Annotated in this window: 19 protein-coding genes; 7 read left to right on the top strand and 12 right to left on the bottom strand. The window is 43.9% G+C overall.

Translation table 11 applies throughout. The features are described 5' to 3' along the window. Both hutU and hutC read right to left on the bottom strand, forming a co-directional pair. Positions 1 to 1671, bottom strand: a complete 1671-nt coding sequence (hutU, locus tag AC19MX_RS12770) for a urocanate hydratase (RefSeq protein WP_498298493.1) — start codon at positions 1669 to 1671, stop codon at positions 1 to 3. 134 nt (positions 1672 to 1805) lie between these two features. Then, a complete protein-coding gene (gene hutC / locus AC19MX_RS12775; RefSeq protein ID WP_498298495.1) occupies positions 1806 to 2510 on the bottom strand; it encodes a histidine utilization transcriptional repressor HutC in 705 nt (234 codons plus the stop codon). Positions 2511 to 2644: 134 nt separating this feature from the next. On the opposite strand from hutC, the gene hutI reads away from it, so the two are divergent. From hutI to AC19MX_RS12790, 3 genes are all read left to right on the top strand, one after another. Then, positions 2645 to 3877, top strand: coding sequence for an imidazolonepropionase (gene hutI / locus AC19MX_RS12780; RefSeq protein ID WP_498298497.1), 1233 nt, complete (start codon positions 2645 to 2647; stop codon positions 3875 to 3877). 206 nt (positions 3878 to 4083) lie between these two features. Next, positions 4084 to 4860, top strand: coding sequence for a haloacid dehalogenase type II (locus tag AC19MX_RS12785; protein ID WP_432402241.1), 777 nt, complete (start codon positions 4084 to 4086; stop codon positions 4858 to 4860). A gap of 120 nt (positions 4861 to 4980) precedes the next feature. Beyond that, positions 4981 to 6645 carry an amidohydrolase gene (locus AC19MX_RS12790; protein ID WP_498298499.1) on the top strand — a complete coding sequence of 555 codons (1665 nt, stop codon included), beginning with the start codon at positions 4981 to 4983 and terminating at the stop codon, positions 6643 to 6645. Positions 6646 to 7172: 527 nt separating this feature from the next. On the opposite strand, the gene AC19MX_RS12795 is transcribed toward AC19MX_RS12790, so the two are convergent. Beyond that, positions 7173 to 7412 carry an HP1242/YdcH family protein gene (locus AC19MX_RS12795; protein ID WP_498298501.1) on the bottom strand — a complete coding sequence of 80 codons (240 nt, stop codon included), beginning with the start codon at positions 7410 to 7412 and terminating at the stop codon, positions 7173 to 7175. 415 nt (positions 7413 to 7827) lie between these two features. On the opposite strand from AC19MX_RS12795, the gene AC19MX_RS12800 reads away from it, so the two are divergent. Continuing rightward, positions 7828 to 9696, top strand: a complete 1869-nt coding sequence (locus AC19MX_RS12800; protein ID WP_498298503.1) for a DUF885 domain-containing protein — start codon at positions 7828 to 7830, stop codon at positions 9694 to 9696. 75 nt (positions 9697 to 9771) lie between these two features. On the opposite strand, the gene AC19MX_RS12805 is transcribed toward AC19MX_RS12800, so the two are convergent. Further along, positions 9772 to 10992: an alpha/beta hydrolase-fold protein gene (locus tag AC19MX_RS12805; RefSeq protein WP_498298505.1), complete on the bottom strand. Its 1221-nt coding sequence runs from the start codon at positions 10990 to 10992 to the stop codon at positions 9772 to 9774. A 202-nt stretch (positions 10993 to 11194) separates the two neighbouring features. On the opposite strand from AC19MX_RS12805, the gene mtnC reads away from it, so the two are divergent. Continuing rightward, positions 11195 to 11875 carry an acireductone synthase gene (mtnC, locus tag AC19MX_RS12810; RefSeq protein ID WP_498298507.1) on the top strand — a complete coding sequence of 227 codons (681 nt, stop codon included), beginning with the start codon at positions 11195 to 11197 and terminating at the stop codon, positions 11873 to 11875. A 122-nt stretch (positions 11876 to 11997) separates the two neighbouring features. Here mtnC and AC19MX_RS12815 read toward each other — a convergent pair whose 3' ends face one another. Then, on the bottom strand, positions 11998 to 13032 hold the full coding sequence (locus AC19MX_RS12815; RefSeq protein WP_432402229.1) for a hypothetical protein: 1035 nt from the start codon (positions 13030 to 13032) through the stop codon (positions 11998 to 12000). A gap of 119 nt (positions 13033 to 13151) precedes the next feature. On the opposite strand from AC19MX_RS12815, the gene AC19MX_RS12820 reads away from it, so the two are divergent. After that, positions 13152 to 13574: an acyl-CoA thioesterase gene (locus tag AC19MX_RS12820; RefSeq protein WP_498298509.1), complete on the top strand. Its 423-nt coding sequence runs from the start codon at positions 13152 to 13154 to the stop codon at positions 13572 to 13574. Between the two features lie 46 nt (positions 13575 to 13620). Next, entirely contained in the window at positions 13621 to 13878 is a 258-nt protein-coding gene (locus tag AC19MX_RS12825) for a GNAT family N-acetyltransferase (protein WP_432402225.1), read from the top strand. On the opposite strand, the gene AC19MX_RS12830 is transcribed toward AC19MX_RS12825, so the two are convergent. The 7 genes from AC19MX_RS12830 to AC19MX_RS12860 form a co-directional block, all read right to left on the bottom strand. Next, a complete protein-coding gene (locus AC19MX_RS12830; protein ID WP_432402411.1) occupies positions 13879 to 14271 on the bottom strand; it encodes an acyl-CoA thioesterase in 393 nt (130 codons plus the stop codon). It abuts the gene before it with no gap. Between the two features lie 303 nt (positions 14272 to 14574). Beyond that, positions 14575 to 15090 (bottom strand): hypothetical protein, encoded by a 516-nt coding sequence (locus tag AC19MX_RS12835; protein WP_498298511.1) that lies wholly within the window; start codon positions 15088 to 15090, stop codon positions 14575 to 14577. Between the two features lie 270 nt (positions 15091 to 15360). Beyond that, on the bottom strand, positions 15361 to 15840 hold the full coding sequence (locus tag AC19MX_RS12840; protein WP_498298513.1) for a hypothetical protein: 480 nt from the start codon (positions 15838 to 15840) through the stop codon (positions 15361 to 15363). 240 nt (positions 15841 to 16080) lie between these two features. Then, entirely contained in the window at positions 16081 to 17874 is a 1794-nt protein-coding gene (locus tag AC19MX_RS12845) for an AMP-dependent synthetase/ligase (protein WP_498298515.1), read from the bottom strand. A gap of 140 nt (positions 17875 to 18014) precedes the next feature. Beyond that, the gene (locus tag AC19MX_RS12850; RefSeq protein WP_498298517.1) at positions 18015 to 19307 is read right to left on the bottom strand and encodes an ABC transporter permease; all 1293 of its coding nucleotides are present in this window, start codon (positions 19305 to 19307) and stop codon (positions 18015 to 18017) included. Next, on the bottom strand, positions 19304 to 20173 hold the full coding sequence (locus tag AC19MX_RS12855; RefSeq protein WP_498298519.1) for an ABC transporter ATP-binding protein: 870 nt from the start codon (positions 20171 to 20173) through the stop codon (positions 19304 to 19306). Before AC19MX_RS12855 ends, AC19MX_RS12850 begins: the two co-directional genes overlap by 4 nt. A 36-nt stretch (positions 20174 to 20209) precedes the next feature. After that, positions 20210 to 20587: a GntR family transcriptional regulator gene (locus tag AC19MX_RS12860; protein WP_498298521.1), complete on the bottom strand. Its 378-nt coding sequence runs from the start codon at positions 20585 to 20587 to the stop codon at positions 20210 to 20212. Between the last annotated feature and the right edge of the window lie 6 nt (positions 20588 to 20593).

The raw sequence follows: 20593 nt of genomic DNA on the forward strand, positions 1-20593 counted from the left end.
TTACGCTCCTAACATTGGCAGGTCTAAGCCTTGCTCTTTGGCACATTTTTTTGCAAGGTCGTAACCCGCATCGGCATGACGCATCACCCCAGTTGCAGGGTCATTCCACAATACGCGCCCTAGCCTAACAGCCGCCTCATCGGTACCATCGGCCACAATCACCACACCAGAATGCTGACTAAAGCCCATGCCGACACCTCCACCATGATGCAACGACACCCAGGTGGCGCCACTGGCGGTATTTAATAACGCATTCATTAATGGCCAATCTGACACCGCATCAGAGCCATCAAGCATGGCTTCAGTTTCACGATTGGGGCTGGCAACCGAGCCTGAATCTAAATGGTCTCGACCAATGACTACTGGGGCCGACAACTCGCCACTTTTAACCATCTCATTAAACGCTAACGCTAAACGGGCACGGTCTTTTAAACCGACCCAGCAAATACGTGCAGGCAAACCTTGAAACGCAATACGCTCACGCGCCATATCGAGCCAATGATGTAAGTGGGGATTATCAGGAATTAACTCTTTAACCTTGGCGTCGGTTTTGTAGATATCCTCAGGATCGCCAGACAGCGCAACCCAACGAAATGGTCCAATACCTTCACAAAATAGAGGTCGAACATACGCAGGCACAAATCCAGGGAAATCAAAGGCATTTGTTACACCTTCATCAAATGCCATTTGACGAATATTATTACCATAATCAGTCGTAGCTGCGCCTGCTGCTTGCAATGCCAACATGGCTCTAACTTGCACCGCCATTGATTGCTTCGCCGCTTTAACGACTGCTGCTTCGTCAGTTTTACGCATTTTCGCTGCGTATTCTAAGCTCCAACCTTGCGGTAAATAGCCGTTTAATGGGTCGTGCGCGGACGTTTGGTCGGTCACCACATCAGGGGTAATACCGCGGGTCACTAACTCAGTAAACACATCAGCAGCATTGGCTAACAAACCGACTGAAACAGGCTTGCCGTTTTGGTTTGCTTGGTAAATCATCGCTAAGGCTTGGTCTAATGACGTGGCTTTTTTGTCGACGTACCCCGTGCGCATGCGAAAATCGATACGGGTTTCATCCACTTCGCAGGTGAGTACCGAGTAACCCGCCATGGTACCAGCCAGTGGTTGTGCGCCGCCCATGCCGCCTAAGCCACCAGTTAAAATCCACTTACCTGCTGACGAGCCATTAAAGTGCTGCTTTGCCATGGCGACAAAGGTTTCGTAAGTACCTTGCACAATGCCTTGCGAACCAATGTAAATCCACGAACCGGCGGTCATTTGGCCGTACATCGCCAGGCCTTTTTTATCGAGCTCGTTAAAGTGCTCCCAGTTAGCCCAATGTGGCACTAGGTTTGAGTTAGCAATAATCACTCTTGGCGCATTCGCATGAGTGGTAAACACCCCAACAGGTTTACCCGACTGCACCAATAAGGTTTCATCGTCTTCAAGGCGCTGCAATACTTCAATAATTTTGTCGTAGCTTTGCCAGTCACGCGCGGCGCGCCCAATACCGCCGTATACCACTAAATCTTCTGGGCGTTCAGCCACATCGGGGTGAAGGTTGTTCATTAACATCCGCATTGCCGCTTCAGTTAGCCAACTTTTACACTGTAATTGAGTACCGTGTGGCGCAATAATGCGACGGCTTGGATCGTGTCGTTTGTCCATATTATCCTCTTCAACCGATTAATTCGGTTTGGTTTTTTATTGGTCTTGTTGTAATAAATTTTAAGTCTTAGGCCTAGGTTTTAGGTTTTAATCTTATGGCTGCTAACTGGGTACGATAAATTCATTGATTGGCATCATTTGCTTACCAACGCAGAGGTTAATTTAAACTTACTACCGGGATGCACTAGCCGTGCAAAACTCACCACTCCTTGGCGCGACCAGGTGCGGCGTAAAATTTGCAAACAAGGTTCAGTCGCAGTTATCGCTAATTGCTGCTGTAATCGTTCATTGGCCATGATGGCTTCAACGGTATGGCGCGCTTCAGTTAACGGCGCTACGGCAGAGAGATATTCGTGGGGCGTCTGCAACGTAAAGTCTTGTGCTAAATAATTGGGAACCAACGCAGGATTAACAAATCGCTCTTCCACTTGCAGGGGCAAACCTTGTTCGCAATGCACCAAAACCGAATAAAACACCGGACTGCCAACCTCAAGCCCTAACGCATTTGCGACAACGGTTGTGGCAGATATTTGTGTTAACTCAAGCGGTGTAACGCTATAACCATGGCCACGGTCTTTAATTTCGTAGGCAATATTACGAATGGCCAACAGTGACGATTGTGATTTTAACCCCGCCACAAAAGTCCCCACGCCTTGAGTACGCTCTAACACGCCCGAGTCCACCAGCTCAGTTAACGCCCGCCTTGCGGTCATGCGACTACACGCAAACAAGTCCGTTAATTGGTTTTCAGACGGCACGCGTTCGTTTTCTTGCCATTCGCCAGTTTCAATACGGCTCAAAATAAATTGTTTAATTTGGGCAAATTTTGCTTGGGCCATATCAGGATTTCCACGCTCATTAAAATAGGATGATTGTTTATTACTGCATCAACTCTACCTTGTATATACAAGTTAAAACAAGTATTGTTTAGCGAATAATTATTTACCGCGATTTTGTCTTTCTAGGGGTTATCATGGTGTGGGATCAAGTCTGGATAGATGTCAACGTAGCAACGATGGACCCGAGCGTTCATGGTGTTTACGGGGCGATACCTCAAGCTGCGATTGCCGTAAAAGACGGTAAAATAGCCTGGGTAGGCCCACGCAGTGAACTGCCCGAATTTGATGTTTTGGCAACGCCGGTTTACAGAGGTAAAGGGGGTTGGATAACCCCAGGACTTATCGACGCGCACACTCACCTGGTGTTTGCTGGCAATCGCGCCAATGAGTTTGAACAACGGCTCCAAGGCGCCAGTTATCAAGATATTGCCCGCGCAGGTGGCGGTATTATTTCAACGGTTAATGCCTGTCGTGATGCCGATGAAGCAGAGTTATTTGAACTCGGCCGCCAACGCTTAAATGCCCTCGCCAGAGAAGGTGTTACTACCGTTGAGATTAAATCGGGTTACGGCTTAAATACCGCAACCGAACTCAAACTATTGCGCATCGCTCGTGAGCTTGGCGAGCATCATCATATCGATGTTAGCACCACATTTTTAGGCGCCCATGCCATTCCGCCAGAATACCAGAACGATGTAGACGGCTATGTCGACCTTGTGATTAATGACATGCTGCCCGCGGTTATTGCAGAAGGTTTAGCGGATGCTGTTGATGTATTTTGCGAAAATATCGCCTTTAATCTTGAGCAAACCGAGCGAGTATTAAGTGCGGCTAAACAAGCCGGGTTGCAGATAAAACTACACGCTGAACAGTTATCTAATATGGGGGGTAGCGCCTTAGCCGCAAGCTTGGGTGCTAAGTCGGTTGATCATATTGAGTATTTAGACGAGGCTGGAGTTAAAGCGATAAGCGAAAGTGGTACCTGCGCGACCTTATTACCCGGGGCTTTTTACTTTTTACGCGAAACTCAATTACCACCCATCGATTTACTGCGTCAATACAAGGTGCCGATGGTGATTGCCAGCGACTTTAACCCTGGTTCATCACCGATTTGTTCAACCTTATTAATGCTTAACATGGCTTGTACCTTATTTAGGTTAACCCCAGAAGAAGCCTTACAAGGTGTGACCTTTAATGCCGCCAAGGCATTGGGGCTCGAGCATCGCGTTGGCAGTATTACTGTGGGCAAACAGGCCGATTTTTGCTTATGGGATATCAACACTCCAGCACAACTGGCGTATGCCTATGGGGTTAATCCTTGTCAAAACGTGGTCAAAAATGGTCAGGTGGTTGCCCTGCCTCGCTAAGCTATATATCCGGCGTTAGTATATTATTACTGCCGCCGGTTTTTAGCGCATCTAAAGCTCATTTCAAACACACAATCATGGTTTCACTCAACAGCCAATATCAATTAAAGGGTGATTTTAAGCTCTATTTCATTTAGGCTAGGCATATTATGAACGAACGCTCAAAATTATTTACCCTTAACCTAACCTATATTGACAGAGGTATTATGAAAATCCGCACACTATTATCACTTGCTAGTGCATTTTTGTTGCTTAACAGCAGCAACGCTTTTGCTAATGACTCAACAGAATCAGCAGCACAACTCACCAAGCCAAAAGTGATTATTTTTGATGTGAATGAAACCCTGTTAGATCTAGAAAACATGCGTAAATCAGTCGGCACGGCGCTAAATGGTCGTGACGATTTATTGCCATTATGGTTCTCAACTATGTTGCATCACTCTTTAGTGGTTTCAGCCACTGGCGAGTATCAATCGTTTGGTAATATTGGAGTGGCATCACTCGAAATGGTGGCCGAGATTAACGGCATTGCCATCACTCACGAACAGGCTAAAACTGCTATTGTTACGCCATTACGCTCTTTACCCGCGCATCCTGATGTTGCTGAGGGTTTAGCGGCATTAAAAGCTCAAGGTTATAAGCTCGTAACCTTAACGAATTCATCATTAGAAGGCGTTCAATTACAGCTTAAAAATGCAAACTTAAGCCAATATTTTGATGCCAACTTAAGCATCGAGTCTGTTGGTGTATTTAAGCCGCATTTAAGCACTTACCAATGGGCAATTAAAGATTTAGGCGTTAATGCTAACGAAGCCCTAATGGTTGCAGCCCACGGTTGGGATATTGCTGGTGCTGATAAGGCCGGCCTACAAACTGCATTTATTCGTCGTCCTGGTAAAGTGTTGTTCCCACTAGCGGCACAACCTGACTACAACGTGCTAGATGTGAATGATTTGGCTAAAACGTTAGCTAAATTTAAATAAGCATCAGCACCACAATCGCCTAACCCTGTTAGGCGATTTTTCCAATTTTTTTAGCCCTTGCCATTAACGATTAATTAACATTTAATAAGTGTTGAATAATGAATTGCATAAAGGGATAAAATGATGAAAAAAGGGTATTTAGCACTGTCGGTAGCATTGTGCCTTACCGGTTTAAGCGCCAACTCCGTTGCGCAAACCACATTAGTGCATGATGTTAATGGCTACACCTTAGTTAACGGTAAATTACACACCTTTAATGCGATTCAGTTCACCGACGATAAAGTCGACCAACTCTTCACCAAAGACCAGACTTTACCCTCTTCAACCGATATCATCACCATTGATGGTAAAGGTAAAACCTTACTGCCAGGATTAATCGACGCCCACGGTCATGTGCTCAGTTACGGCTTAAGCTTATTAACCGCTGATTTAACCAACACCAGTAGCGAACAAGACGCCGTAACACGCGCCCAAGCATTCATTAAGAAAAACCCCACTGACAGTTGGTTAATGGGCCGCGGGTGGAACCAGGAGTTATGGGACAGCAAACAATTCCCAACCAAAGACACATTAGATAAAGCCTTTACAGCTAATCCAGTATCTTTTGGCCGTGTTGATGGTCATGCCATTTGGGTTAATAGCAAAGCGTTAGCTCTGGCCGGAATTTCCGCCATTACTGTTGCACCAGAAGGCGGCGAAATAGTTAAAGACGAGCAAGGTAACCCTACCGGTGTGCTTATCGATAATGCGATGAACTTAGTATTTAACATCATTCCAGACCTTAATCAGCAGCAATTACAATCAACCTTATCCCTAGCAATGGACAGTTTAGCCTCATACGGACTCACGAGCGTACATGATGCCGGCATCAGCATCGATAACATCAAAGCATATCAACATTTGGCAGCTAACAATGCCATGATCGTTCGAGTCAATGGCATGCTGTCGGTTGAAGACCCAAGGTTTGATAACATCTTAAAACAAGGCCACATCACCACTGCCGACGACATGTTTAAAGTCGACAGTGTAAAAATATCTGCCGACGGTGCATTAGGTAGCCGCGGCGCTGCGTTAATTAAAGAATATTCAGATCAACCCGGTCACAAAGGGTTAATGCTGTATTCAGACGAGCAATTAGGCAAACTCATTTTACAGGCAATGAAAGCCGGATTTCAGGTCAACACTCATGCCATTGGCGACAACGCCAATCAAGTGGTGCTCAATAAATATCAAACCGCCATTGCAGCAACTGACTCCAAAGCATTACGCCACCGTGTTGAACATGCACAAATACTCGACCTTGCCGACGTGCCCCGCTTTGCTCAGCTTGGCGTTATCGCGTCAGTGCAAGCAACCCACGCCACCAGCGACAAGAACATGGCTGAAAATCGTTTAGGCAAAGCCCGCCTTGCCGGTGCGTATGCATGGCGTAAATTGTTAAACGCTAATGCGGTCATCGCTAATGGTTCAGACTTTCCTATTGAATCGCCAAACCCATTTTTTGGTCTACACGCTTCTGTCACCCGTCAAGATCATCTCAACAAACCTTTAGATGGTTGGTTAGCGGGTGAAAAACTGTCGCGTATTGAAGCGTTTAAAAGCTTCACCATCGACGCTGCCTATGCCGGCCACCAAGAGCAGTTATTAGGTACGCTAGAATCCGGCAAGAAAGCAGACTTTATTCTGGTTGAGGACGATTACTTTGCTATCAACCCGCAACAAATATGGCAAAACAAGGTCATCGCCACCTGGGTAAACGGCCGTCAGGTGTTTGTGAAAGAGTAAATGATATAAAGCATGAATTAATTGTGTATTAGATTGAGTTTGAATTAGTTTGAAAACCTTAGAGCCAAGAATGTATCACTGAGCACTCATGTCACAGGTTCATCATGGCATTCACTCTCCGACACACACCAGTACATCCCTGTTGCTCAGCCACTTGTCTGATGTGAAGGAATTCACCTCAGACGCCCCATCTGATGCGTTAGCATTTTCACTCTTTATGACAAGATGGGATGAAGCTGGCTATAAGCGCAGTCAAAAAGCTGGATTTAGCCACGTAGCGAAATTATCGCCTCTATTATTTAAATCAAATGGGATAATTTTGATGTGACGGCTGGGCCAGTTCTTTTATAAAAAAGAAAGAGGAAACAGCCGTTGGTTTCCTCTTGGTCTGGTGTGGGCGAAGCGCCACGACGTTAGTGGCCGCAGGGCATGAGTACAACACGACAAAAACTAACACCGGGATCCCGGCTTAAAAACACTGCCGGGAAGACGAAAAATACTATCGACACCTCGCTGCCGAAAAACCTCTACGTTTTAGTAAACTGAAGATAAAGCTTATCTTTAAGCACAGATCGCTCGTGTTTCGCTTGATGCATAAACTCATCACTCGTTGGGGAATTTTTCAACTCTAATTTGCGGATTTCAGTGTCTAAATCATGATATCGACGAGCATTGGCAGCAAACTCACTGTCACCATCAATTAACGTTAAAATGGTCACTGTGTACTCAGGAAAATCGACTAATAACGCATGGCTTTCACCTAACATATCTCGCTCCTTTATATTTAACCGTATTAATAAGCAGTTCTAAGGATTTGTAGCAATATTGCGCACTAAATAAGGCGCTAATAAGGGGATTAAATAACAGTATTAAACAGTCCTAAGGTTAGACTATATTTCTGTACTCGGTAAAATCGTGATCTAACGCTAAAAACTGCTACCATAACCAAAATCGAACACGATACATCACCAAGCTTACACCTCTGGTGAAAAAAACCTAGTCAGTAACAGTCGTCAATAACCGTAAAAACCATCGACATTCAATACCCTTATTGACTAGCAAAACCGACTAATTCACTTACATAAGTAGTTGGCATAAGTCGTTAGCACAAGTAACGAGAAGTATAACGAGAAGTCATTGGCTATGTAGCCTAATTCGCCAACCAGCCCGGCAGAGTAACCCATGAATAAAATAATAAACGCCCTAGTAATCGCCCTACTTGTCAGCGGATGTACTGATTCAGCAACCCCAACCGACAGCACAACAGGTGAAGCGAGCCAAACTAGCGCCGCGACAAGCCAAAGCCTTAAGCAACAAATGGCCTCAATAACTAAAGATTTCTTTGTCATGCGCCCGGAAATTGCCACTTATTATGGTGTCAGTGATGCCAGCATCAATGCCACAATCATGTCAAAACTCACAGACTACAGTCCATCAGGTGAAACCCATCGGCGTAATGGCTTAAAAGCGATGCTCAAGCAACTTGAAGCCATTGACGTTAAAACGTTAACCGAATCAGAAAAAGTCAGCTTAGCGGCCATTGAGTCTGAAATTAAAGGCGCATTATTACCCGCTAAAGTGGTTAATTATGGCACGGTTTTGGGCGAATATGGTGTGTGGTTTTTACCTTATGCTGTGAATCATTTATCAGGCTTACAGATTGAGTTTCCAGGTTACATGGAAGACAAATTTGCCGTCACCAATACCGCCGAAGCAAAGGCTTATTTAACTCGCTTAAGCATGTACCCTGCGGCGATGGGCACCTTAATCGACAAATTAAACCATGATGTAGAAGTGGGTGTTATCCCACCAGACTTTGTGATTAATAACACCTTGAGCGGCTTAAAATCTCAAATAAGTGGCCCGGCAAAGACTCACCCTTTAGTTACCAGCTTTAACGCTAAACTCAATACGGCTAACGTGGTTAATCGTGATGTTTTGGTTAAATCAGCCACTGAATTAGTCGATACCAAATACTACGCAGCAACCCGCCAATTAATTGCTGCACTAGAAGCTGTGCAGCCCAAGGCTCGCCATAATGCAGGTATTGGCCACCTACCCCAAGGTGCAAAGCTGTACAAAGCAATGATCCAGCATTTAGGTAACTCAAACAGAACCGCTGAGGATATTCATCAGCTTGGGTTAACAGAGGTTGCACGTATCACCGCAGAAATGGACGGATTACTGAAAAAAGTCGGCTATGTTAACGGCACTGTGGGTGAGCGCATGCAGATATTGCTAAATGATCCCAAATACCTTTACCCCAATACACCTGAAGGCAAGCAACAGCTGATGGCCGATATTGATGCTGATTTAGCACTTATTGACGCTAAATTACCGCAATGGTTTGGTCGTTTACCCAATCAAGACGTAGCGATTGCAGCGGTACCAGACAGCCGCGCGGCATCAACTAGTGGCGCATTTTACGATGCACCCTCACAAGATGGCAGCCGTAAAGGTACGTTTTGGATAAGCTTATATGACACGGCTTCATTGCCATCATATTCATTGCAAACCCTGACTTACCACGAAACCAATCCTGGGCATCATTTGCAAACCATTATTGGCTTATCTGATGAACTGCCATTACTCAGTACCGTGTTTTACTCTAACGCTGCGGGTGAAGGTTGGGCCTTGTATGCTGAACGTTTAGCTGCCGAGATGGGCATTTATGCCGATGACCCAATTGACGATATTGGGCGCCTACAATCTGAGCTGCATCGTGCAGTACGTTTAGTCGTAGATACTGGCATGCATGCAAAAGACTGGAGCCGCGAGCAAGCCATTGACTATGCCATTGCCACCGAAGGAATTCATCAATCAGAAGCCACAGCCGAAATTGAACGTTACACCGTATGGCCAGGGCAAGCGCTAGGTTACAAACTCGGTGAATTGAAAATTATTGAGTTACGTGAAAAAGCCAAACAAACCTTAGGCGATAAGTTCGACATTAAAGTGTTTCACGACCGTTTATTAGAAAACGGCGCATTGCCGCTGGATTTGATGGAGCAAAAAATTAATCAGTGGCTGGCCCACGAAACCGCAAAATAGGTTGATTAACGGGCCATGATAACGTGTGTCACAGGACAGCTCGGCCCTGTGACACTTTACATTGACTGGTGTGAATTATTGTTGAGGCTGTTGAAATGTCGCTAATTGCTGAGTGTATTTATTCAGATAAAACGGATGCTCAGTACTTGCTAAGGCTTGTTTTTCAGCCGTAATCGCTTTAGTTAACTCGCCTGAGTCCGCATACACCATGGCTAAAGCATGATACGCGGTATGCGCCTTCGGATAAGCATTTAGCGTATCTTGATAGACCGCAATGGCTTGTGCAGGATTATTGTCAACAAAACTGTCTCCAAGTGCCAATAACGAATCAATAGCGGGTACATCAAAACCATACACGTCATCAGACAAGCGTTTATAGTAGGCTAAAATCGTTCTCGTTCCTTGTTGTGATATTGCGGAGTCTGCAGCCAATACAGTATGCACATCGTTAAATATCATCTCGATACCCATGGCCGTAGCCAAAATGGGTTGCGTCATATAGTAACTGCCATCAAAGCGTTTTATTTTATAACTCAGTTGCGCATTGGCGTGGGTTACAAGCATATCTTCAAGCATGGCAAACGAGTCGAGTTGTCTTTGTTCAAAATCGCTGTCACTGGTGCTCATAAACAACAATCTTTGCTTACCCTTGAGAGTGTTAAGCCGCTTAGGCGCATCGTTTAGCACAAAGGCAAAATCATCAGACAGTACTGGGCTGGCAGCAATATAAGCATTAAATAACTGAGGGCGATTGAGTAAGCTATGCAACACTAAGCCAGCATTGCCAGTAAAGCCGTTAAAAATTCGAAAGCCATTGGTGCGGTATTGCTTGTCGATGGCGGGCAGCAAATGCTGTTCAAAAAAGTCGAGTAATCCTTGATCGCCTCGTTTCTCAATCGCGGCAGACTTTAACTCCCCCAACCCTTTATGGCCATTTGGCGCAGTAATAATAATGGTGTCTAACCACGGCCAACCACCATTATGGCTCATCCAATCGTGCATACCGCTTAAATACAAATGACTGCGAGGATGGAGATCCAATAACACCACATAACGTTTGTCGGGGTGCTCGGCATAGTCATGAGGTAACGTCACAACAAAGTCGGCCGCGGTGCTAAATGAGTTTAAGTTAACGCTGAGGATCTCGGTTTGCGGTTGTGGAAATGCATCAATTTTCGGCGCATTCGCAGCATGGGTATTTACAGCGATGACACTCAGTAACAGCGAGCCAATAAACAGGCATCGCCCCCATAAATTCAATCCCTTAGTGGTGTAGCCGTTAATTACTGTAACCATATTATCGTCCTTGTTTTGTACACCTTATTGAACCTAACAGACCCACTAACACAAGGCAATTTAGCATTATCTAAATCTAGCTCACATCTTGTACTAAAAGTCGTCAAACCTCGACGCAATATAATCAATAGCACTAGCCTTAGCGGCCAATAAAGCATAGGATCATCATTAAGTTAATTATTGTTTGGGAGTCACAAATCTTATGAGTATTAGAGCTATCATCGTTGATACCGCCGGTACCACTACCGATCTTAACTTTATTCAGGATGTGTTATTTCCATATTCACGCACTGCAATGGCTGAGTTTCTTGAGCAAAACCAACACAATGTTTTGGTTGATTGTTGCATCAGCGACATTAAAGATATCGCCCTTGAGCAAGATGCCTCGTTAGCGCGTGTGACTGAAATTTTACAGCAGTGGATCGACGAAGACCGTAAAGTTACGCCTCTGAAAACCTTACAAGGTTTGATTTGGAAGCAAGGCTACAATCGTGTTGATTTTACAGGGCATATTTACCCTGATTTTATCGACAGCATTGAGCGCATTAAAGAAAAAGGTATCCGTATTTATAGCTTTTCTTCAGGTTCTGTCGAAGCACAAAAACTGTTATTTAGCCACTCTGACTCAGGTGATTTAACCCCTTCATTTAGCGGCCATTTTGATAGTCGCACTGGCAATAAATTAGACAAGCAAGCCTATTGCAACATTTGCAATACGATTAGCCTCAAGCCAAAGCAAATTTTGTTTGTGTCAGATGTTGCTGAAGAGCTAAAAGCCGCTGCAGCAGCGGGAATGACAACCTGCCAAATGCTTCGCTTTGCCGGCCAGCGCCAAGCAGATTGTAAAAAAGTGACCAGTTTTAATGAGCTGCATTTTGACTAAGCCTCGGGTTTAAACAATATGACTAAAAAAACGACCTTAAGGGTCGTTTTTTGTTTTCGTTAAAAGCAAAGCTCGTTCACCCAACTCATCTTATTTACCTAGCTCACCATAACTCACCAGACTTAACTGGGAAACGCCGGCGAGATGCATTTCTTCACTTCAAAATGGTAACCATATTCGCCATTGATATCAGGGGTGATCTCTAAAATTTCATAATCATTAAGCTCTACCACATGCGACTTCGCTGACTTTTTACAACGCGATTTGGCATTGGCCTCAAGCTGAAATGCAAATAAAGCAATCGCTTTACGCACGCTAGAAAAATACTGGCTGCGTAGTTGGTTATAAGGTTGTTTAGCAATTTCATCGATAGCGTCTAATTCTTTTTCACGCTCAATTTCTGCCGCCGTTTTAGCTTTAGGTACTGGTTTAGGTTTCGGCTTCACCTCTTTTGCTAGGCCGCTCGCAACCAAAGCCAAATCATTTTCGACTATTAACGCTTCTTCAGGTTGGGCTTCAACGAGTTGCACGACTTGCGGGTCGTCTAAGGCTTTTTCTACTTGGCCGTAAAGATCCATTAACATGGCTAAGTGATACAACACCACAGCCGCAAGCACCACTCGCACCCAAAATGTGGTGCGATGAAAATGTTGATGATTAATCAGTCTAAAATTAGTCACGCCAAAAGGACGCAATAAAAATGACACGCTAAACATTAGCGGGAAAATAAGCTGTAAAAGCAACAACACAATACTGCTCATAATCACGCTCCACGCAGGAATATAAAGCAATATTGCAAAGTTGTGAGTGTAATTGAAACTGTTCGATGCCACGCCTACTACATCGTTTACTACCGAGCTTGAACTGGCAACCGCAAAGTTAGCCACAATGGCATAAAACAATAATAACACCGCCTTACCCGCCAAACTGTGCCACATACGTTCAAACAAATGCCAAAACTCAATCGACATTGCAATAACACTAATCACCGCTACCCACACCACAGAGTCTGTAGTAAACAATAATACTATCGCAAGCAGATACAACTTTTGCGGTAAGCTTAGTTGGGTTTGTAACCTTGTTAGCCGTGCTGAAAATACCGCCCAACCAGACGACAGCCATGTGCTAGAGGTGGTTAATAATGTCGGTTTTGGCAAGATAAAGTCCTTATAAATTGTCGGCCAGTGGCCATAACCCTTGTTGTTCCGTCTTGTGACTGGTAGATTAACGACGCTTTCAAACAAGCGTTTAATTTTAATCTCACACAGGGTATCCCATGGAAGACTTTTTAGCCAAACACGCTATCAGCACTCAAATTCAAGTCGCCTGGGGGGAAATGGATGCACTGCAACATGTTAATAATTCGGTCTACTTTAAGTATTTTGAAACGGCGCGTCTCGATTTCTTTAATCAAATTAACCTACTTGCCGACTTAAAAACCACAGGTGTAGGCCCGGTATTAAGCGAAACTAACGCCCGCTTTAAGCGCCCGCTGACGTTTCCTGACTCAATTATTGTAGGCATCAAAATTAGCGACATTACAGAAGACCGCTTCGTGATGCATTACACCGTGTTTAGCCAGACTCAGCAATCGGTCACTACACAGGGTTGGGCTAAAGTGGTGATGTTTAACTTTAAAACGGGACAAAAAGCCAAATTAACCCCAGAATTACTGGCCGCCCTATCGAAGCATCAGTAAATGTCTGTAATAAATATTGAAATCAATACACTACAAGGATAACACCATGAGTAATCAAGACGTCGTCACCGTAGAGCACCAAGCCGAACAACATCGTTTTGTGGTCAACATTCAAGGCGTTGAAGCCATGCTTGAATACCACTTAGCGGACCAAAGTATTGATTTTCATCGCACCTTTGTTCCACCAGCATTGCGCGGCCAGGGGATTGCAGAAAAGCTAGTGCGTACTGGGCTGGCATGGGCAAAATCTGAAGGTTTTCATATTAATGCCAGCTGCAGTTATGTGGTTAAGTTTTTGCGTTAATTAGCCGTTTACCGGACCCGTCAACGCAGCTAATTGCTGGCGCACATTGTCGGCCAATGGTTCGCTTTTTTCGGTTTGATAATTGTAATGCACCATGGTGGTAGTGGCTTCTGCGGTCTTTTTACCGTTTTGCCAACAGCTTTGTAAAATATCAAAACTACTGTTGCCCAAACGGCTAATGTGAGTTTTCACCGTCACTTCTGTGCCGTAGTAGGTTGGCGCGGCGAAGGCGATGGTAAAACCGGCAATAATCATATTCCATTTAGTTAAATCTTGCCCCGGATTTACAATATCAAAAATCGGCTCACGCGCTGCTTCAAACCACACAGGGATTACGGTGTTATTGATGTGTCCTAAAGCATCGGTTTCACAAAAACGCGGTTTAAGGGTCATGCTAAATTGAGTGTCTGCCACAAAAAAGTCCTTTCTTATTATGTTGAGTCCATTGATGTTTTTCGATGAACAAATGTCATTAACCCATTCTAACGACACATCTCACTCGAGGTCATTAAAAATGTCTTTATTGCGAAGGAATTATTGGGGCATGTTAGGGGGCAAACAGTAACCATCTAAAAAATCAAATAAAATTATTTTCTCGATTGGGGATCGTACTCATCTATGATGGCCAAAATCAACTAAACAGACAAAATGCCATCAAATATCGGCTTAAATCATTGTCACTCTGAAGCCAAACAACTAGAACTTATTTCCATGCTTAGCTTTGTCTGCTGCAACTTCAGCCGCTATTTCAGCACGAACTTCCTTGATGTCCTCTAAAGCATCAAACTGATACTCAACAAAAATTTGATAGTATTTACTCTGTAACAGGTAAAGTGACATGAATAAAACAATGACGGCTAACAGATATGCATAAATAAATGTGGCCTCTTGTGCGATTAAAAACACTGTCGGCAAAAATATAATAAATAAAATACAGAAATACCATTTAAAGACTTTTACAGCAAAGAAAGATCCTCTAACAATTGCATAATTGAAGCCATTGAAAAGAATTACTAATGCCGCAAAATATAAGAATAGAAGCTCGCTCCCTATATCAACTATACCAAAATAAAACTCTAAAATGAGAAAATTTAAAAGCGATATGGCAAGCATCATGAATAGTATCGTAGCTAAAAAAGCCCCTATGGACTTCATAGGTGGAAATAATCCGACAATATCGCCATCACTTTTCTTTTTAGTTTGTCTTTTCATCAATCAGCGAGCTCTTCATATATACCAATAGCCATTGTTTCAATTGTTCCATTGAATAGGCTACCAGAAACGCTCATTGAAACTCCAACGGCATCCATTAAATGTAAACGAAATTCATGGATAATTTTTATGTTGCCTTTTCGAGCCATTAATTTTACTAACTCACCTGAAATAACTAGGTAAATTAAGGCGGGTAACGTCCAAGGACTGATTACACTTTTTGACCAATAAAACAGATCTACAAGTGAGTTTAATCAACGAAGAGCGGTTTTAATATTTAGCGCCTTCTTCAGCAGCTATCTCCGCAAGAACAGATTTATAGTCTTCAACACTATTTAATCGATGTTGAACAAAAATTCGATATTTTTTACTGTCTAAAATAAAAATTGAGCTCATCGCTAAAACTGCTGAAACCAATTTAACAATAAATAATTCCACGGAAAAGCCTTCTATTATCACAATAGGGATCAGTAAAACTAAGAGAGCATATTGGAATAGCTTTAGAACCTTGACGGCAAAAAATGAACCTAGAATAACTTGGTAATTCACCAAGAAAAAAATGATAGATAAAACGGCTAACACGCCTAAAATCGCTTCTGGTGAAGGGTCAAAATAAAAATTCATTGCAACAGATGCCCCTACACCTAATGATATAGTCATCAGCACAGAAGCAATTAAAAAGGTTATAAATGACAACAAGGGCGGAAATATCCCAAAAGTAACATCCTCACCTTGCGTATTTTTCATCATTCAACACTCATCTCTTCAAAAAACCACTAGCAATTTTCTAGCTAAATGATTGTCATAAAACGACTGAGTGCTAGATCTAAAAACAGGCTTTCCATTTACCGTGATTATTTCCATAGTTCCCTCTATGCTGCCTAATTTTAAAATAGAGTATTGTACCGCTACTGGAAATACTGACAATTATCACTAAGTATTACTAAAAAGGACGCGAATGCGTCCTTTGGGGATGTTCTTGATGAAGCGTTACTGCCCATACATGGCATTAATTTCACTGTGATATTTGCTGTAAATCATTTTACGACGCAGCTTTAGTGTTGGAGTGATAAGTCCAGATTCCATCGAGAATGCTTCATGTAATAAGGTGAATTTTTTGATTTTTTCAAACCCAGCTAGCTCATGTTGAAGCTCGATTAAGCGCTGTTCAAAATGTGCCACCACTTGTGAGTGACGTAACAACTCAATTGGGTTTTCAACATGTATGCCCTGCGCAGTAGCCCAGGTATTTAACGCTTCAAATGCTGGCACAATCAGCGCTGACACGTAATTGCGTGCATCGGCAACTATGGCCACTTGTTCGATAAACGGGCAACATGCAACCTTACCTTCAACACGCTGTGGGGCAATGTATTTACCGTTAGAGGTTTTCATTAACTCTTTGATACGGTCGGTAATATATAAGTTACCTTGTTCATCAATACGTCCTGCATCACCGGTTTTTAGCCAACCGTCCTCAAAGGCTTCGGCGGTGTCATCGGGGCGATTGTAATAGCCTCGCATTACCGTGTCGCCACGGACTAAAATCTCATCGTCTTTGCCCAGCTTGATTTGCATGGCATCTAACGGCTTACCGTTTGAGCCTGGCACGCGATTATCTAGGGTATTACACGTTACTGTGGCACAGGTTTCGGTCATGCCGTAACCACACAACACAGGTACGCTAATACTGTGGAAAAAGTTACCCACATTGACATCGAGTGCTGCGCCACCCACTGGCATAAATTTAAGTCGGCCGCCGAGCACTTGCTGTAATTTGCTGTAAACCAGCTTATTCGCCAGCGTCCACTGGGCACTTAACCATAAACTCGATTTAGCACGGCCTTGGTCTACTTCAAATTGACGCTTACCGACTTTCATCGCCCAGGCGAACAATGCTTGGCGTACTTTAGGCGCTTTACCGACTTTGTCGTGCACGGCACTGTAAATTTTTTCTAAAAATCGTGGCACGACACATAAGGTGTGTGGCTTAACGGCAACCAGAGCTTGTTTAATTTTATTGGTGTCATTTAAGTAAACATTATGTCCGCCACGGCACAATACATACATGCTCCAGCCGCGTTCAAATACATGGCTTAACGGCAAAAAGGCTAAAGACACATCACCGGCGGTAAAAGGTAATTTTTGGTCATGTTGATTGATCATCGAGGCAAAATTGCGGTAATCGATCATCACCCCTTTTGGGTTACCAGTTGTGCCAGAGGTATAAATCAATGTGAGCAAGTCATCAAGATTGGTATTGGCTAGTCGGCTGGTTAACTCTTGGGTCACGCTTGGATTAAATTGTGCGGTTAATAGCGAATCAAAATACAGGTGATGATCGGCGCGTAAGCTAACATTGGCATCAAACACGACAATCTGTTGCACACAGTCGGCTTGAGCGGCAATGTCACACGCCATGTCATATTGCTGCTGATCACCGGCAAAAATTAATTTTGCTTGAGCGTCATTAACAATAAACACCGCTTGTTCAAGTGTACTGGTTGGATAGACAGGCACCACTACATTACGCGCTTTAAGTGCACCAATATCAGCACAAGTCCACTGTGGGCAGTTTTGTGACAATATCACTACTTTGTCTTGCACTTGTAAGCCAAACTCAATCAACAGTTGGGCAACCGTGTCAGTTAATGTATTGAATTTATTCCAAGTAACAGTATGCCAAGGAGCTGGCATTTCGAAGCCTTCTAGAGCAATATTATTGCCTAAAGACTGACTTTGCTGTTGCAGAAGTCGTACGACGTGGTATTGATTTAATGACATTTAACAGTGGCCTTTTTAGCTTACAGGTGTTCCGCTTTTTGCATTCTACCTTAAGCCAATTAAAACCATAAGAGCTTTTACTCTATAAGTGCGATTAACATCACGTTCACAAGCAAAACTGATAAACAACAAACGCCGGTTTAAGGCGCGGTGATGCCATGCTTCCAAAGTTGACGTTTACCCCACCTTAATGCCAACACACCCACTACGGCTAACGGAATATCCAGCAATAGCCACGGGGTAATACTGTCGCCATCTCTTAGTGCGGCAAAACTCATCGACACAATTATCGAGTGTACAAACACCACAAACATTGCCGCGGTTGCTTGGTGGCTATTACGGCTTGCCGACCCAGTGCCGAGCATAATTGCGCAACCCCAAAAGGTGCTTAACCCTAAGTGGACTAAAAACAATAAGCTAAATTGTGGCTCAAACAAGAATTGCAATAAACCAATCCCTGTGACAATGAACACCATGGCCGCAATAAAACGATATTGGCTGTAAAAAAAGGCGTCTTTCATCCCGTTTAACCCGCTATAACAAGGCAATAAAAATAAGCTTTCGGTGGCACGCCAACGCTGAATACGGCTCCAATGAATAATCGCACAGCTTATTACCGAGAATTGAGCAATTAAAAACATCGCAGGCAGATTAAAGTCAAACAGCCACGAAAACAGCATTAACCCGATAGCAATAACAGGCAGGGCTAACATCATCATGGTTAATACTGGGCCAATAAAGAAATTCATTGGATGAAACAAGCGCTCGAATCTGCTAATCCACGCGAAACCTTTAATACTCGGTAACCACATCAAACCCATTTGCACAGCATTGAGATACACCACCCGAGCATCGCTGTTCCAGCGCAGTTGCCGACACAAAACAGTCACACGATAAAACAGCATAGCGACAATGATTACACTGGCCCACTGCGACACACTAGAGGCGAGCTCGTCTAAAAATGGCACCATAATAAACAGCGCAAAAGATAAGTGAAAATAGTGGCTACGCCACAAGCAGAGCCATATAAATCCAAGTCCTACCGCAACGGCTAACCACAATTGCGCTATCACGTCATACGCCGAAAAGATCACACAAGCCAACACCTGCAAACTAATAATAGCGATTGCAATAGTCAGTGATTGTTGCAATACATTGGCTTGATAACCCGGAATTAACTGGCTGTTCTCAGTCGCCACTAAACGATTTAACTGCCAGGCAATACTGGCAGCGGCTGAGACTGTCGACATTGCAAAAACCAAACTCACCACGTCAGTTTTTCCACTGATTAGCAACACAATCCCCAATACCAACCCAAGCAGGCTTGTGCCCAAAAAGCTGACACTGCCTAAGTCATATAACCATAAGCGCAACATCCCTTGGTATGGTTTACGCCATGTAGCTTGTGGGCTATGAGTTTGCAGCGCACTCATCGGTGCAGCTCCATAAATAACTGTTCTAAATTTAATGATTTTTCATTTTGTACACCTGCAATAACCTCTGGATTACCCTGGGTGTCCACCAGCACGGTTTGTCCGGTTTGGCTTAATATTTTATAGTTTGAGGGTAACTGAGTGTCATCGCTAATACTGAGTAATTTAACCTCCTCGCGTAGAGCATCAATTTCTTTAAACAGCACTAACTCGCCTTTTTTAATTAGTGCAACATGGCTGGCGACACGTTCTAAATCGGAGGTGATGTGCGATGAAAATAAAACTGCCGAGCCAGAATCGAGGGCGAGGTCAAATAAGTCACCCATAAATTGCCGACGGGCGATAGGGTCGAGGCTAGCGACGGGTTCGTCGAGTAATAACAAGCTTGGTCGATACGCCATCGCCATGATTAATGCTAAAGATTGGCGCTGGCCGACAGACAGTTTTTGCACGGCTTGAGTGACATCTAAATCAAAACGCTTTAACCAATCTTGCTCTAAGGCGATGTCCCAATGGGAATAAAAACTGCGGTGCAATTCTAAGGCTTTATCGATGGTGAAGCCTTCATAACCAAAAGGCTGTTGTGGTACATAGCCAATACGCTGTTTTGCGGCAATAGATAGCGCTTCAGGCGATTCACCTAAGGTGTTGATGTTGCCGCTGTCGATATCGACAATCCCTAACGCGCAACGCATTAATGTCGATTTACCCGCGCCGTTTTGACCGAGTAATCCTACCACCATGCCAGGGTAAAGTGTCATCGACAAATCGCGCAACACCTTATGTCCGGTTGCAGACTTAGTTGTCTCGGCATAGATTTTATTGACTAGATTAAACTGTAAAACGGGCTTATCTTCGGCTTCCATGTTCGACTTTCCTATCAACATTCAACTAAATAATTATTACTTTTTATCCCAAAATTGCTTTAACAATTGCTGTAACTCGTCGTAATCCACACCTAATTGTTGTGCTTGCTCAACTAATGCGCTTAACTGCGGTGCTAATAAACTGCTACCAGAAGCATTATTTGCAGAGGTTCTGGCGGCCACGCGTGACGGCTGGCCACGACGACGCTCAACCCAGCCCTGGTCGACAAGTTGTTGCATCGCACGCGACACTGTCATTGGGTTTACCGCCAAATGTTCGGCCAATTGGCGCACTGAAGGTAGTACATCTTCAGGGTGCAATTGTCCGCCGACAATTAAGCGCACGATTTGATCGTGCAATTGTCGATAAATGGGTTCGCCACTGCTGGGGTTGACATTTAGTAATTCTAACATTAGCCT

It is taken from the genome of Shewanella sp. MF05956, assembly GCF_059758055.1.

Coding starts and splice junctions, on each gene's coding strand:
- AC19MX_RS12825 (WP_432402225.1), top strand. CDS start 13,621: ATGAGTAATCAAGACGTCGTCACCGTAGAGCACCAAGCCGAACAACAT.
- hutI (WP_498298497.1), top strand. CDS start 2,645: ATGGTGTGGGATCAAGTCTGGATAGATGTCAACGTAGCAACGATGGAC.
- AC19MX_RS12860 (WP_498298521.1), bottom strand. CDS start 20,587: ATGTTAGAATTACTAAATGTCAACCCCAGCAGTGGCGAACCCATTTAT.
- AC19MX_RS12785 (WP_432402241.1), top strand. CDS start 4,084: ATGAAAATCCGCACACTATTATCACTTGCTAGTGCATTTTTGTTGCTT.
- AC19MX_RS12820 (WP_498298509.1), top strand. CDS start 13,152: ATGGAAGACTTTTTAGCCAAACACGCTATCAGCACTCAAATTCAAGTC.
- AC19MX_RS12800 (WP_498298503.1), top strand. CDS start 7,828: ATGAATAAAATAATAAACGCCCTAGTAATCGCCCTACTTGTCAGCGGA.
- hutC (WP_498298495.1), bottom strand. CDS start 2,510: ATGGCCCAAGCAAAATTTGCCCAAATTAAACAATTTATTTTGAGCCGT.
- AC19MX_RS12845 (WP_498298515.1), bottom strand. CDS start 17,874: ATGTCATTAAATCAATACCACGTCGTACGACTTCTGCAACAGCAAAGT.
- AC19MX_RS12795 (WP_498298501.1), bottom strand. CDS start 7,412: ATGTTAGGTGAAAGCCATGCGTTATTAGTCGATTTTCCTGAGTACACA.
- AC19MX_RS12850 (WP_498298517.1), bottom strand. CDS start 19,307: ATGAGTGCGCTGCAAACTCATAGCCCACAAGCTACATGGCGTAAACCA.
- AC19MX_RS12835 (WP_498298511.1), bottom strand. CDS start 15,090: ATGAAAAGACAAACTAAAAAGAAAAGTGATGGCGATATTGTCGGATTA.
- AC19MX_RS12830 (WP_432402411.1), bottom strand. CDS start 14,271: ATGACCCTTAAACCGCGTTTTTGTGAAACCGATGCTTTAGGACACATC.
- hutU (WP_498298493.1), bottom strand. CDS start 1,671: ATGGACAAACGACACGATCCAAGCCGTCGCATTATTGCGCCACACGGT.
- AC19MX_RS12790 (WP_498298499.1), top strand. CDS start 4,981: ATGATGAAAAAAGGGTATTTAGCACTGTCGGTAGCATTGTGCCTTACC.
- AC19MX_RS12840 (WP_498298513.1), bottom strand. CDS start 15,840: ATGATGAAAAATACGCAAGGTGAGGATGTTACTTTTGGGATATTTCCG.
- AC19MX_RS12855 (WP_498298519.1), bottom strand. CDS start 20,173: ATGGAAGCCGAAGATAAGCCCGTTTTACAGTTTAATCTAGTCAATAAA.
- mtnC (WP_498298507.1), top strand. CDS start 11,195: ATGAGTATTAGAGCTATCATCGTTGATACCGCCGGTACCACTACCGAT.
- AC19MX_RS12805 (WP_498298505.1), bottom strand. CDS start 10,992: ATGGTTACAGTAATTAACGGCTACACCACTAAGGGATTGAATTTATGG.